This is a genomic window from Corallincola holothuriorum, assembly GCF_003336225.1.
Taxonomy (GTDB): domain Bacteria; phylum Pseudomonadota; class Gammaproteobacteria; order Enterobacterales; family Neiellaceae; genus Corallincola; species Corallincola holothuriorum.
In genome coordinates this window covers 114,007-127,622 of the sequence record NZ_QPID01000006.1, presented here as the reverse complement: position 1 = coordinate 127,622, position 13,616 = coordinate 114,007, and the positions used below count along the sequence as shown (strand labels likewise).

The following is a 13,616-nucleotide window of genomic DNA, read 5'->3' as shown; positions in this document are numbered from 1 at the left end:
ACAAGTACACCAATGGAGGAACTAAAACTGCTTTTTCACCAACCAATCAGGAATGTAATCGGTCTCAAAATCCAGTTCGTAGCCTTTATGGTCATAAGCCAGCGCAGCCATGGCTATAAGCGGCAGCGATACCCAAGCTTCCGGCTCCCACTCATGATCTTCGCTCTGGCTCCAGAACTTTTTATGCAGCTCCACCGCTTCACGCATCTCTTTATTATATTCAGCTTCCGCATCCGGTGTAAAAATAGTCCGCATCACAGACAACAGAGGCATAAAGTGGCTAGCCACATACTCAACCCGACTGTCTTCAGGCTCCGCCTCCCATGCATTAGTCAATAAAGTATTAAGATCTCGGTGACCTTTATATATACCTTGCATCAAATCGACCATACGCAGATCCAACGCATCGGGTTTAAGTTCGGCGTTAAAAAATACCGTTTCATCCACTTCATTCAGCGCATCGATAGCGGCACTGTCGCGTAGTATCTGCGCACAGAAAAAACTCTTCAACCAAACATCCGTATCAACGTAACTCACCTTATGGGCGCCAGTCATTTCAAACTGTTCACCAAGCAACGAGGTTTGAAACGTCTCTTCCATCCGCATCACAAAGGTAAAGTTGGCAGCGCCCAGTTCTTTGGCAAAGGTCAGGTAGCGTAAAGCGGTAGCAGGTGGTTTTTCAGCGACGATCGACTCGGCAAAGGCATTAATAGCCTTGGGAATACAAATACCTAGCACTTCACCACTGTTTTTATTTTTAGCGCTATTAATAACAAGCGCCGTATTTTCTTCAAACCTATCTATCACTACACCAACTCTGGCCATATTTTTAGGAGTAAAGTGTCTTTTAATCATCACTGTTCGTTCTCTTATTTAAAATCAATTAACTCAGCGGTTGGTTTTAGCGAACCATCACTATTTAAACGCTGACTCACTTGTTTGGAGATAATGCTGTCATCATTGAGTTGTGCTTTATTCAATTTACTAACAGTATCATCAAGTTGATCAATATCACGAGTATATTTGTCATCCACACCATAACGAGGATCATCCAACGCCGTATTCAGCTTTTTATTCATATTGTGGATAATACTGTCTCGATATGCTTTGGTTCCTTGCTCTGCATATTTACCATCTAGACCTTTTCTGACACCACGCGTAGCGCCGCCGCCTTTGGCTTCAACGACAATTATCTCGCCTGTTTTGGGGTTATGGTAAATCTGATCGAATTGTCCTTGTTTACCATTACCAGGCAGATTGGATTTAACCCTTTTGAAGTCAGGATACTCAACTTTCATAACACCTTCAGCGCTGACTTCACCCATTTTCTCGCTGATATCTTTCATTTGCTGAGTCGCAGCCTTAGAGGCTACTTCATCTTGTGCTTTAACCGCCGCCAACTTCGCTTCGTAAGCCTGTTTTCTTTGATACTCCAGCTTTTTCAGCTTTCTTTGATGTTTTTCAGGTAAATCATCAAACGCCACTTCTTTTTGACCTGCAATTTTAGCGCCAATGTCAGGTTTTGGTCTGGCCTTTCTCTCTGGATCATGCAATCGGTCTGTGTCCGGACTCATTCGCTTTCCGGCTCGGTGACGAGCAATTAATTCATCATCACTCAGTGTCGTATTTGGGAACCGCTTTTTATAATCATCAAGGAACTTCTGCTCCTCTTTTGTATATCGCGGTGGTGGAGGCGGATCTTCTCGTCGCTCAGGTTCTCCCTGCCCCTCTTTTTTCGTCTCTGGTTTATCTCCGGGCTTAGGGACTTCCGCTTGCAGAGGCTTACCAATAGCCTCTTCAACTTTACTATTCGTCCCACCTGACTTTTTCTTAAAACGGACTTTTTTCTTAAGTTCACTACCAAGTTTTTTAAACAGTCCACCCAATTTTTTTAACTTACTCAGTTTACTAGCAGCCATGGCCGCGGTTCCGGCTCCGCCTGTCGCAACAGCAAGTAATGCGCCTAAAATGATCTCAAATACGGCCGTGCCCGCCATGTCAGTAAGTTCGGTATGGTGCTGAGCACTAACATAGTCTTTACCAAACTCCATCAACAACGCTTTGGTTTCAGCGTCATCATAAATAAAGCTCGCGATCTCATACGCCTCAGCGATATCTTTTTTACTGATGGCCGAAGGATCAAAACCAAGTACTTTCACAAACGCTTGGTGCTGGGAGTCTTGCCAATTATCCGCAAACGTTGCCGCCCAGTTGTCGGAATCGGTGTCGTATGCTGACCAAGCGGCGTTCACTGCGCGTTTTAGTTGTTGTTGCGGCGCACCCAGCTCATAAACATTGTTAGCAAACTCAGCGAGGTCCGTCACCCCACGCCAAATACCGGTAAACAGCGCGCCTGTACTGACCAAGCCTTTTTCGGCTAAGTTTAGTTCGGCATAGGTGGACTCAAACGCAGCGCCTTCGGCCCGTTCTTCCGCCAACATGGAATCCAGTGCCGAAGCAATTTGTGACCGTGTGGCCTTAATCGCAGCTTCATCTGGCTGCTCACCAAATTCAACATCAACCTTACTGGGCTCTAAATTGGTAAAGTGGGCAAAGCCTTTTGCATCAAGTTTACCTTGTAAGACTTGACCTGTGGCTAACGTGGCTTTGTAGGGTAACCCTGCTGCAGGTTTGCCATTAGGCAATGCACAATAGAGATCTAACGGTTCTAGCACCGGTGTTGTTGCAGCGGTGGCTACTTTCCCCCCCTGCGCGGTTGGCTGACTGACACCAGGCCCTGCGTTGTTGCTATTGTTCGAGGGTGACGATTTTGCCGACTTAGGCACGCTGAGCTGGCTGCTGCCCGCAGGAGGCACATCTTGCCAACGTCTGGCAGCGGCAAGTTGGTCATATCGGTTTTCTTCTCTGAATACCATCACATCGCCATGGGCGATAAGCGCAGTCAACTCTTGCGATAACTGGGCATCAGATTTTAGATGCAACAATGTCGCTTCAGGTTTAATTTGCAGATAGAGCTTGCGGATACTGAATGCCACTCCCCAGCTATCACTGTGGCTGCGTAACAATAACCCCGCATAGTAATCATCGCGCAGGTACCACAGCGCATCTTGGGGATCTTTGCCATCAAGCTGAGCGCTAGTGCAAAATATGTAACTGTTGGCAAGATTGTCGATAAGGAGCGTTTGATTAACTCTGGCGGCAACGCTCGCTGGCGTATTACTGTACATTGACACTCCTTAAAAAAAGGAGCTTGTTGCTTCGATTTGGCATTTCCTTCACATTCCCTGTGACATTCACCTGGCCCACTGCTTGGGCTGAAAATCCATTAAAATTGCTAGATTGTGAAGACTAGCACTGTCATCAGGAAATGAAAACCATCTGAAAATGTTAGCATTTGCTTAATTCAGAAAGGATTTCATCATTCAATTGGATTTCCACGATCTCAGGTAACTTGCACTATCAAGTCCACATCGACTGTTCTGCACAGTAAGAATAATTAGCTCCGCGATGCAGTAATTCATGGGTTCTGCCTGTCAAAACTACTAGGGAAAGCAATTACCAGCTCCCTTTGCAGATAAACAGGAGGGTATAGCGATGAGCACAGCACACTATTTTGACTGGCAAAAAGAGGTGGCCGAGACGCTAAAAGATCACTATGGCGTTTCTGACGAAGTCGCAAACCACCTGCCAGCGAGCTTACTGGAACATCAATACTTTGATGACGAATTGTCGGTGGATGAAGCTGCTAAGCAGTTGATATCTGACCTAACTGCAAGTCGCTGATGCCCTGAGCGACAACAAGCGCCAGTAAGGTTACCCACTAACTTGCTGGCCTTTGCGCAGTGGCAGCCGAATCAAACCAGCGGATCTCATTTCCCTGTTGTGGTTTGTTGGGGATCAACTGAGTTAATAGCAGCGATGCCAAAGCCAACGCAGCGCCCAGATAAAACACCACTGCAGGTGACACCAACCAAACCAGCCCCAATGCCGCAGGTAAAATCACCGCTGCAATATGATTTATGGAAAAGCTCACCCCCGCCGTTGAGGCTATATCTTCCGGCGAAGCAATTTTTTGGAAGTAGGTACGAATAGCGATGGCAAATGCGAAAAAAAGATGATCGAGCACATATAGAACAGCAGCTATATCAGCATCAGAAACCAGTGCATAACCGGTAAAAACCAGGAACAGGCCAACATACTCTATGGTGAGCGCGTGGCGCTCACCAATATGGCCGATCCACCGGCCAATTCGACTGGCAAAAAACAGATTAAAGAAATGGTTAAACAGAAACAGTAAGGCGATCTGCCCTGCGCTATAACCAAATTTTTCCACCATCAAGAAGCCTGCAAATACAACGAAGATCTGCCGCCGGGCGCCGGAAAAAAAGGTCAGCAGGTAGAACAGCCAGTAACGGCGTTTCAAGATCAGCTTTTTTTGTTGTTCATGCCCATCTTGAAACTGCGGAAATGCCATCAGCATCAGTATTGCTAACAACACCGCAATGCAACCAAACAGCAGATATACCCAGACATAAGCGACCGAAAAGTAGTCCAACAATAACCAGACACCACCAAAAGAGAGCACTGCCGCCGCACCTTTAACGGCCATCGCCTTCCCCATAAAGTGTGCGGTTTGCTCTTTTGGCAACCATTGCAGTGTTAACGATTGATTGATGGTCTCCAGATAATGGAACCCAATTGACATCAAGATCGTCGTCAAATAGAGGCCGATAGCCGCGGGGAAAAAACCGGTGATAGCCACCCCAACCCCGAGCACCAGCAGGGACACCACCGCAAAACGTTGTTCACGAATAAAGAGCAATACAAAGACGGCTGTAAACGCTAAGAAACCAGGAACTTCGCGCAAACTTTGCAAGATGCCGATCTCTTTACCGGTAAACCCTGCCCCATCGATAGCGAAGTTATTAAGCAGTGCCAACCAAGTGGAAAATGCCACCGGCATAGCGAAGGCGATTAACAATAAGAAAGTCTGCGGCGAACGAAAGCGGTCAGTCATAGTCGATATCGATTGGCATCATAAAGAGCAGCAAACGCTATTTTAACAGAAAGAGCGACATTCTGTTGTCGTTGAAAATCGCCTCCTCCTCCCCACACACCGCTTTCCATGTTAGTTTCTATGCTCAGCACTTTGACTTTCCAGCCGCGGATAATCCATGCCTCTAGCAGCAACCCTTAAACAGTATTTTGGCTTTGATCAGTTTCGTCCAGGTCAAGAACAGACCATATCTCAGCTTTTGGCAGGAGACTCATCCTTAGCGATCTTCCCCACCGGCTCAGGAAAATCATTGTGTTATCAGCTAAGCGCGATTCACCTGCCTCATTTGACCTTGGTGGTATCACCGCTATTAGCATTGATGAAAGATCAGTTGGACTTTCTTGCCAGTAAGGGGATTGCTGCTGCCAGCATCGACTCCACTCTCACACCGGAACAGAACCAGCAAGTGATGGCCGATGTACGCTCAGGCAAATTGAAGATCCTGATGGTGTCGGTAGAGCGATTTAAGAATGAGCGTTTTCGCCAGTTTATCGGCAGTGTGCCGTTGTCGATGTTAGTGGTAGATGAAGCCCACTGTATCTCTGAGTGGGGTCATAACTTCCGCCCAGACTACCTCAAGCTACCCGCCTATCGGCAGCAATTGAATATCCCTTTGGTGCTGCTACTTACCGCGACCGCCACCCGAAAAGTCAAACTGGATATGGCAAGCAAATTCGCCATCGCTGAACAGCACATAGTGCAGACGGGATTCTACCGCGCCAATTTAGACCTGAGTGTAATACCTGTTGCCAGCGCGGAAAAAAACGCCCAGCTAGCACAGCAGGTACAACAACAAAATGGGGCTGGCATTGTATATGTCACACTGCAGCAAACCGCCGAACAAGTGGCTAACTATCTACAGCAGCAAGGGCTTAATGCCAGTGCTTATCATGCTGGATTTGATGATGAACGACGTAAACAGATCCAAGCAGACTTTATGGCTGGCAAGATTCAAATTGTGGTGGCAACCATTGCCTTTGGCATGGGGATCGACAAGTCAGATATACGTTTCGTTATCCACTATGATCTGCCGAAGTCGATTGAAAACTACAGCCAGGAAATAGGCCGAGCAGGACGCGATGGGCACCCTTCTCATTGCGTCACGTTAGCCAATCTGGATGGGATCAATACTGTTGAGAACTTTGTATATGGTGACACGCCGGAGCTAAATGGCATTGAGTTTGTGCTTCAAAGCATTCGTGATGAAGCCCAAAATGGACAATGGGAATTACAAGTAACGGCGTTGTCGAATGCTGCAAACATTCGTCAATTACCGCTTAAAACACTGTTGGTACAGTTAGAACTATTAGGTGTGCTAGAACCAAGTTATGCGTATTTTGCCGATTTTAAGTACAAATTTGTTCAACCGAAAGAGACTGTGCTAGCGCGATTTGAAGGCGAGCGACAAGCGTTTGTAAAAGCGATCATCGACAACACGAGATTTAAGAAAGTATGGGGTGAACCAGATTTCGACGCTATCTGCCAGAGATATCAATGCCAGCGTGGCCGGATCGTCACCGCTTTGGAATACCTGCAAGAGCAGCAGTTAGTTGAGCTAGAAACTAAGAAAATGACCGAGGTATTTAACGTCAATCTATCTGCACTGGCGGCCACCGACCTGGCACAAACCCTCTATCAATATTTTGTCGACAAAGAGCAAAAAGAGATAAAACGTATTGCCGCGCTGGTACGCTTTTTTGAACTAGACCGCTGCCTCAGTCACAACTTGTCACGTTACTTTGATGATCAGCAAGCCCCTGAACGTTGCGGGCATTGTTCCGTATGTCACGGTCACGTTGCCAAGCTCGCCTACTCGGAAACGCCCATTTGGACTGATAAGCAGACCCTGTCAGTAATGCTAGCCGGGTTAAAGCAACATATGGCCACTCGCGCCAAGCACTCGTTAACCACAGAAACCTATTGCCGCTTTCTTGCCGGACTCAGCATCCCATTGTTTGCGCGTAACAAGGTCAGGCAATTACCCGGGTTCGGCTCATGTGAGCAATTCAGATACGCCGATATACGGGCAAAAGTGATAGCACTGCTGAATTAACGGCGTAATGTTTTATCGATTAGCATGGACAGCCGATCACCCGTTTCTATTTCAAAGTCGTCGAGAGACAAATTGATGAGATCTAAAACTTTCTCAACTTGCTCATGGGCAAGATTTTTATTTGCCATTAGATACTGCAGTTCAGGCAGGCTTTTATCGTAGCGCGGCACGACCTGCCAGCGAATAATCCCGGCATAGCGAGGTTCGAACGCCAGCTGCGCTAGCTGACAAAACCCTTCAATGTGATCGGCACCATCAGGCCCTAGGCAACCGGGCTCAACTCGGATAATAACAAGCAGCTTTCTCTCTTCTGCGACGCTCAAGCGATACTCCAAATTCGACATAGGCAAGGTACAAAACAGACCTTGAATCGGCTCATTTGGGCATACTACGAACTCATTGCAGAGAAAACTGCGCGCTCACAGGCAAATTATTAGTATTGTCGTAATAAGCGATAAGCTAATAGCAAACAGATAGACGCAGGCACCGCTAACGCAACAAAGTGCCACTGGCTATATCGCAGGGTGCCTGATCGGTGTGAAATAACCAGCAGCAGAAAGCCCAACAAGCCAACGAGTTAGCTTTGATATCATGGCTCGTTCCAAAGCAGCTGCATCAATTTAAATCCAGCGACGACTAACCGCGTATAACCCGCACCCGTACTGATTTACCTTTGATCTTACCCTGCTCCAGCTTACGCAGTGCAGGCTTCAATGCATCTCGGTGCACGGCGACATAAGCCCACATTGGACCCACTTTTATTTTACCCACCTGAGAGCCTTGAATACCGTTGTCACCAGTCAGTGCGCCTAAGATATCACCTGGGCGGATCTTCTGTTTCTTACCGCCATCGAGCTGTAATGTCATCATCTCTGCTTGTGATGGCACTTGGCTTAACAGCTCGCGCGATGGCAACACCTCACCCTCAATGACGCGATCTAAATACTCTTCCAGTAAAGAGACTTTATACGCCTCTTTATCGGTATAGATGGAGCACGCAACGCCTTTGCTTCCCGCACGGCCGGTTCGCCCGATACGGTGAACGTGCACTTCAGCATCACGAGCTATGTGGTAGTTAAATACCGCATCCAGGGCATCAATATCCAACCCGCGGGCAGCGACATCTGTCGCCACCATGATCTTCACACTCTTATTGGCAAAACGCACCAGCGCTTGATCCCTCGCCTTTTGATCAAGATCGCCGTGTAGCGCCATCGCACTAAAACCAGCGTCAACCAAGGCATCATTCACCTCCTGGGTTTCACGCTTGGTATTACAGAAAACCACAGCCGATTCAGGATCATGTTTAAGTAACAACAACTTCAGTGCCAGTAGGCGATCATCGTTACTCGCCACCTGATAAAAGTGCTGACGAATACTGCTGTTGTCATGGGTAGATGCCGCTTGAACCAACGCCGGAGTCACCATGATCCGCTTAGCAATAGATTCGATCTGTGGCGGATAGGTCGCACTAAACAACAGGGTTTGACGATCTGCTGGTGTTTCATCAATGATGAAATCAAGCGCACTCTGAAAACCCATCTCCAGCATACGATCAGCTTCATCCAGCACTAAGGTATTCAAATCCTGTAACTTCAATAGCCCTTTACTTAGGTGCTCTTCTATCCGTCCCGGTGTGCCAACAATGATATGCGCACCGTGTTCCAAAGATCCGACCTGCGGCCCAAACGGCATACCACCGCATAAGGTCAACACCTTCACATTGTGAGTGGCGCGAGCTAAACGGCGTATTTCAACCGCCACTTGGTCGGCTAACTCGCGAGTCGGACAGAGCACCAACGCTTGAATTCGAAAACGCTTTACATCCAAACGGGACAACAGCCCCAAGCCAAACGCGGCGGTTTTACCTGAGCCAGTTTTGCCCTGCGCGATAACGTCCCTACCGGCAAGCATTAGCGGCAAGCTTTCCGCTTGAATGGGCGTCATTTGTTCATAGCCCAATGAAGATAAATTAGTCAGCTGTTGCTGGGGCAACGCCAGGGAGGCAAAGTCGAGTTCGCTCAAGGGATTATTCCTAATTGGGAAAATGAAGCTGCACTATGAGCTTCATTATCGCTGGTTTCTGTTGCAACGCGGGGTTAAACAGCGCTTTATAACGGCACATTCTATTACTATGGCGCAGACTTCGCTCAGTCTTTTTCACCAGCCGCTGAAGTTAAAAGGATTCAACAGACGAAGTACGGCATCAATACTGTGCTTCAGAGGCCGCTAGTCTCTGCACGGAGAGCGTCGCTGGCCATACGAGGTTGCGCCCAAGCTCGTCGACACAAATCGAAGATCATTAAGCCAGCGATGAGCGTCCAAAGCACAACCCAAACGATCCCCGGAATACCGGTATAACCTTTCATCGCCAGATGGTCGCCCCGGTCTCCCACATACAACAGGTAGCTTGGACTGATGGCGCTTTGCAGCAGGATAAACAGCGCCAATACCTGATTGGCGAATGTCGCCCAATGCTGGTGGCGCCAGCGAAACAAACACCAGTATGTCACACCGATAAAGCCAACAATCAACAAGGTGATGGGATCTCGGGTATAAATCAGGCTACCAAGCACAAACAAACCGACAATAGCAAAATAGATCCAGCTACCGATTCTTCGGGAAACACCACTAAACTGGATCCGCGCCAAGGTATAGGCCCATAAGGAGGCCCCAGCATAACCGGAAAAAGTGACCAACCACGACCAGCCGCCACGTGAGGTAGCGAGACCGGAGCCATCAAGATGCAATGCAATAGAAACCACCTGCCCACCCGATAAAATAGCAGCGAGGCCATGACTACCCTCATGCAGCAGGGTTTCAAAATACTTTAATGGTGCACTGACCAAAGGTAGCCAGATCAGTATTAGCGCGCAAAGCAACGCAACAATCAGTTCAATACGGGGTTTTAGCATCTGTTATTTCAATAAATTAAGTCGATGAACATAAATACGGCTGAAGCAATGTAGCAGATTGTCTCCGTTCACCACTAGTCATGTTTAAGTAACAACTAAGCATGTAAACAGCGGCTATCACTTGCTAATGACAGCGGCATTCTCATACCATTCCCCCCTTAACGCAGACATGGAGTCGAAATGAAAACGCCCGCCCCGCAAACTAAGTCCGACAAACCAGGCAAAAAGCCATTACCAAAGCTCGACAATAAAGATCTGTCTAAGAGCGGTTTTTGGCTTTCTCATCTGTTAACCATTCTGGCAACGGTCATTGGCGTTTACCTCGCAGCACAAGCGGGGCTTTCCCAGGCATTGATCTTCGATACGCTGCAAACCAAGCAGAACAATTACTACCTCCGCTCCTCCCTTTATGCTGAGTTAGCTGACAATACCGCCCTACTCAACGCATACAACCACGACGTTCTTAAGAAGGGAGTTTCTGTTGATACGATCAAGCTGAGAAACCCACGCTTAAGCACCTACGTTTGGGAAAGTATGAAGTTTTCTCCCTCGACGTTGGAAACCCCAACCTACTTCTTAACTCAAACGCGCCGCTTCTACGCGGACGTCAATGAGATCATCCATAAAGTAGAACAAGGTCAATATGGTAGTCGGCATGCCAGCAGCCTATTGCAGCAGCACTTAGACACTATGAACAACGAAGTGCTTCCCAAACTGCAAGCGAGCGCCACCGCACTGACAGTTGAACTGCAAAAGTACGATGTTGTCGTTGATCTTCAGGATGAGGTGAAATAATGGCAACACCAGCGCTCTGCCCTAGCTGCACGGATACCTATCTGGAGACAACCACTTGTCATGATGAGGAGTTAGACATTTGTCGTTCATGTGGCGGCCACTGGTTTGAACAAGGCGAAATGAACAAGGTGCTATCCAAAGTTGATAATGGCCAAGATCAGGTCGAATATCAGCAGCATTTAGGTGCGTCAATCGGTGTTAGTGAACGCCAGTGTCCGGACCGTCATGGCCCAATGCAAAGCCATCACCTACTCGCTGATTATCAACTGGAAATTGATATATGTGAGCATTGCGAAGGGGTATGGGTTGATAGCGATGAGCTTAACCAAGTAAAGCAGTCTCCGAAGTTACAGCAAGCACTTGGCTCGCTGAATCAAGCTCTGAGCTGGAAAAGTCGCGTATTTCAGTTTCTATCGCAGATGCCAGTCGAGTACAACATTAAGCCTAAACGTAAACCGGTCGTCACCTGGACGCTAATGGCGCTCAACTGTCTTATTTTTATGAGTTATGTTGGTAATCCAGAGTTGGCCAACCAATTGGTCTCTCTGTTTGGTAATGTGCCCGCAGCAACACTGGCCGGCGATCAATTATGGACACTGGCAAGCTGCATGTTTCTGCATGGGGATCCCCTTCACCTGCTGGGGAATATGTATTTCCTCTATGTAGTCGGTGACAATATTGAAGATGCATTAGGTCGTCGCCGCTTCATCGCGTTGTATTTTGCTCTCGGTATTTTATCCAGTCTGATCAGCGTAGTGCTTAATTGGCAGAGTGAGATCCCATCCATTGGTGCCAGCGGTGCAATAGCCGGGTTATTTGGAGTCTATTTAGTCTGGTTCCGCCATGCCAGCCTGACGTTTATGATATTTATCTATCAAAAGAAATTAGCGCCAGTTTGGTACTTCGCTATTTGGGTCGGACTAAATGTATTGGGCATGATGCTTGGCGAAGGTGGTGTTGACTACTGGGCTCACATCGGCGGCTTTGTTAGCGGTTTAATCATGGGCGTTGCGCTAAAACCCTATATATTTATGCGTAACCCCTTACTGCAAATGCTGGCTCATCCAGCAGCAGTGGTTAACCGTTAGCCCCGTACTCACGGCAAAAATATGGAGGCGTTTCATTGCTGGGGCGGCTCCAATTTTAAAACCGAACCCTACCAACTTTAGTGCGCTAACTTATAGCGACGATGCGGTAGGCGATCACGGCCAACCCCACACTAAACAGGGTCAACATAGTGGCACCGGCGATTATCCGATACCGAAAACTGGTGTAGAGCAGCAGAGTCACTTTATCTAACGCCAAAAACTGCCCCCGATACCAAAACATCTCATTCAATTTTGCCAAGCGAAGCGCCGTCACTGAGCCGCCTAACACAGCAATAAAACCGACTAAGTAGACATTACATGCCAAATAAAACATAGATACCGTCTGAAACAGAGCAGATATTGCCGCACTTAGCAGCAGTAAGCCGACACCGATTAACATGGCATAACGGGCACTTCTTAACGCACTAGGTACTGCCTCTCTATTCACACATTCCATGCTATCCACCTCCGTTGGTGAGAAGTAGCGACAAAACCTAAACTCACGACTTAAAAACGCACTATGCCGACCAAGCGATAACTAGGAGGGTGATCCGTCGGTTGCAAATGCAGCAATAAACGTTGCCCTTCATAGGGTGCTTGCATGTCAAAACAGACCCAGAACACAGATGTTTCAGGATACTCACTGTGATGTGGGAAAACCGCCTGGTCGTCGGCATCACAAGCTCTGATCTTACCCGGATCGATATGCTGAAGCAGACTAAACTGCGCTATCCGCGAATCATCCAGCACGGCGATGTCAACAACATCATTTTCTACGCAGGCTTGTGGTGTTACTTGCTTATCACTGGCACAGCGATGAACCGCACTAGCCAGGAACATCGCACCGTAATACTGCGGCTCGGGAAACTCCAGATCGACTGACGGATGAAAGGCGAGTTCGGCGTCCTGATGCTGATCACAACCGGATAGCAGGAGCAGCAATCCCACCACCAACCCTATCAATAAGAGATCATAGCTGTGATGGCTAAGTGGTTTATGGCCCATATAAAAACTGCTCCCTAAGTTATCCTGAGTTCAACTTACTATGCCGTGCAGCGCCAAACAGTGTCTCAGCTAAACTCTGCAGCAAAACCAACTAAAGGCTTTAACGATTGGCTGAAACAGATGGGGCAAAAGTACAGTAACGCCATTGGAATGCTCGATCTGTAATATGTACGTCAGCAAATTGGTGATGTATTTAATTTATTCCTCGGTATCATAGCGTCAGGCTAAAACACCGGTTCTACCATGAACGAATTACGCTATCTAAACGGCTATCCGCCCGAAGTACTTGGGCAAGTCGAAAAATTGATTAAAAACGGTCAATTAGCTACGTGGATAGAAAACAAATATCCCACACTGCACGATCTAAAAACTGAAAAGTCGCTATACAACTATACGCTCGCGATTAAAAACCAGTTCCTGAAAAAATCCGCTCCACTAAGTAAAGTCATTTACGATCCCAAAATCCATCTGGTCAATCATGCTCTGGGCTTACACACGTTTGTTTCACGGCAACACGGCAAAAACCTGAAAGCCAAAAATGAGATACGGATCTCCAGCCTGTTTCGCAACGCACCGGAGCCACTGTTAAGAATGCTGGTGGTACATGAGCTAGCACATTTGAAAGAAAAGGAGCATAACAAAGCCTTTTACGCGCTTTGTTGTCATATGGAGCCCGATTACCATCAGCTGGAATTTGACGCCCGCTTATATCTGACTTATCGGGAATTTAATGAATAGAATAA

At 47.5% G+C, this 13,616-nt stretch carries 13 protein-coding genes; 5 read left to right on the top strand and 8 right to left on the bottom strand.

What is annotated here, in order from left to right:
* Positions 1-21 precede the first annotated feature (21 nt).
* Both DU002_RS11260 and DU002_RS11255 read right to left on the bottom strand, forming a co-directional pair.
* Positions 22-855 carry an immunity 49 family protein gene (locus DU002_RS11260; RefSeq protein WP_114338490.1) on the bottom strand — a complete coding sequence of 278 codons (834 nt, stop codon included), beginning with the start codon at positions 853-855 and terminating at the stop codon, positions 22-24.
* A 14-nt stretch (positions 856-869) separates the two neighbouring features.
* Complete coding sequence (locus DU002_RS11255) at positions 870-3,188, bottom strand: hypothetical protein (RefSeq protein ID WP_114338489.1); 2,319 nt, start codon at positions 3,186-3,188, stop codon at positions 870-872.
* 367 nt (positions 3,189-3,555) lie between these two features.
* Here DU002_RS11255 and DU002_RS11250 point away from each other — a divergent pair, with 367 nt between their 5' ends.
* The gene (locus DU002_RS11250) at positions 3,556-3,744 is read left to right on the top strand and encodes a hypothetical protein (RefSeq protein ID WP_114338488.1); all 189 of its coding nucleotides are present in this window, start codon (positions 3,556-3,558) and stop codon (positions 3,742-3,744) included.
* A gap of 37 nt (positions 3,745-3,781) precedes the next feature.
* Here DU002_RS11250 and DU002_RS11245 read toward each other — a convergent pair whose 3' ends face one another.
* Positions 3,782-4,978 carry an MFS transporter gene (locus DU002_RS11245; RefSeq protein ID WP_114338487.1) on the bottom strand — a complete coding sequence of 399 codons (1,197 nt, stop codon included), beginning with the start codon at positions 4,976-4,978 and terminating at the stop codon, positions 3,782-3,784.
* Positions 4,979-5,135: 157 nt separating this feature from the next.
* Between DU002_RS11245 and DU002_RS11240 the strand changes: the two genes are divergently transcribed.
* Entirely contained in the window at positions 5,136-7,070 is a 1,935-nt protein-coding gene (locus tag DU002_RS11240; RefSeq protein WP_114338486.1) for a RecQ family ATP-dependent DNA helicase, read from the top strand.
* Here the strand turns inward: DU002_RS11240 and DU002_RS11235 are convergent.
* The 3 genes from DU002_RS11235 to DU002_RS11225 form a co-directional block, all read right to left on the bottom strand.
* Complete coding sequence (locus DU002_RS11235) at positions 7,067-7,393, bottom strand: hypothetical protein (RefSeq protein ID WP_233496479.1); 327 nt, start codon at positions 7,391-7,393, stop codon at positions 7,067-7,069. The genes DU002_RS11240 and DU002_RS11235 overlap by 4 nt on opposite strands.
* Before the next feature lie 313 nt (positions 7,394-7,706).
* On the bottom strand, positions 7,707-9,095 hold the full coding sequence (gene dbpA, locus DU002_RS11230) for an ATP-dependent RNA helicase DbpA (RefSeq protein ID WP_114338484.1): 1,389 nt from the start codon (positions 9,093-9,095) through the stop codon (positions 7,707-7,709).
* A 194-nt stretch (positions 9,096-9,289) separates the two neighbouring features.
* Complete coding sequence (locus tag DU002_RS11225; RefSeq protein ID WP_114338483.1) at positions 9,290-9,985, bottom strand: M50 family metallopeptidase; 696 nt, start codon at positions 9,983-9,985, stop codon at positions 9,290-9,292.
* A 180-nt stretch (positions 9,986-10,165) separates the two neighbouring features.
* Here DU002_RS11225 and DU002_RS11220 point away from each other — a divergent pair, with 180 nt between their 5' ends.
* A complete protein-coding gene (locus tag DU002_RS11220) occupies positions 10,166-10,780 on the top strand; it encodes a hypothetical protein (protein WP_114338482.1) in 615 nt (204 codons plus the stop codon).
* The gene (locus tag DU002_RS11215) at positions 10,780-11,868 is read left to right on the top strand and encodes a rhomboid family intramembrane serine protease (protein WP_114338481.1); all 1,089 of its coding nucleotides are present in this window, start codon (positions 10,780-10,782) and stop codon (positions 11,866-11,868) included. Before DU002_RS11220 ends, DU002_RS11215 begins: the two co-directional genes overlap by 1 nt.
* Before the next feature lie 85 nt (positions 11,869-11,953).
* Here DU002_RS11215 and DU002_RS11210 read toward each other — a convergent pair whose 3' ends face one another.
* A complete protein-coding gene (locus DU002_RS11210) occupies positions 11,954-12,325 on the bottom strand; it encodes a hypothetical protein (RefSeq protein ID WP_114338480.1) in 372 nt (123 codons plus the stop codon).
* Between the two features lie 50 nt (positions 12,326-12,375).
* Positions 12,376-12,873 carry a hypothetical protein gene (locus DU002_RS11205; RefSeq protein ID WP_114338479.1) on the bottom strand — a complete coding sequence of 166 codons (498 nt, stop codon included), beginning with the start codon at positions 12,871-12,873 and terminating at the stop codon, positions 12,376-12,378.
* Positions 12,874-13,116: 243 nt separating this feature from the next.
* Here DU002_RS11205 and DU002_RS11200 point away from each other — a divergent pair, with 243 nt between their 5' ends.
* Positions 13,117-13,611 (top strand): M48 metallopeptidase family protein, encoded by a 495-nt coding sequence (locus DU002_RS11200; protein ID WP_114338478.1) that lies wholly within the window; start codon positions 13,117-13,119, stop codon positions 13,609-13,611.
* Positions 13,612-13,616: the final 5 nt, after the last annotated feature.

Bases quoted from the DNA above. Each gene is read 5' to 3' on its own strand.
- DU002_RS11240 (WP_114338486.1), top strand. From the start codon at position 5,136: ATGCCTCTAGCAGCAACCCTTAAACAGTATTTTGGCTTTGATCAGTTT.
- DU002_RS11220 (WP_114338482.1), top strand. From the start codon at position 10,166: ATGAAAACGCCCGCCCCGCAAACTAAGTCCGACAAACCAGGCAAAAAG.
- DU002_RS11210 (WP_114338480.1), bottom strand. From the start codon at position 12,325: ATGGAATGTGTGAATAGAGAGGCAGTACCTAGTGCGTTAAGAAGTGCC.
- DU002_RS11255 (WP_114338489.1), bottom strand. From the start codon at position 3,188: ATGTACAGTAATACGCCAGCGAGCGTTGCCGCCAGAGTTAATCAAACG.
- DU002_RS11215 (WP_114338481.1), top strand. From the start codon at position 10,780: ATGGCAACACCAGCGCTCTGCCCTAGCTGCACGGATACCTATCTGGAG.
- DU002_RS11260 (WP_114338490.1), bottom strand. From the start codon at position 855: ATGATTAAAAGACACTTTACTCCTAAAAATATGGCCAGAGTTGGTGTA.
- DU002_RS11225 (WP_114338483.1), bottom strand. From the start codon at position 9,985: ATGCTAAAACCCCGTATTGAACTGATTGTTGCGTTGCTTTGCGCGCTA.
- DU002_RS11250 (WP_114338488.1), top strand. From the start codon at position 3,556: ATGAGCACAGCACACTATTTTGACTGGCAAAAAGAGGTGGCCGAGACG.
- DU002_RS11200 (WP_114338478.1), top strand. From the start codon at position 13,117: ATGAACGAATTACGCTATCTAAACGGCTATCCGCCCGAAGTACTTGGG.
- DU002_RS11245 (WP_114338487.1), bottom strand. From the start codon at position 4,978: ATGACTGACCGCTTTCGTTCGCCGCAGACTTTCTTATTGTTAATCGCC.
- DU002_RS11205 (WP_114338479.1), bottom strand. From the start codon at position 12,873: ATGGGCCATAAACCACTTAGCCATCACAGCTATGATCTCTTATTGATA.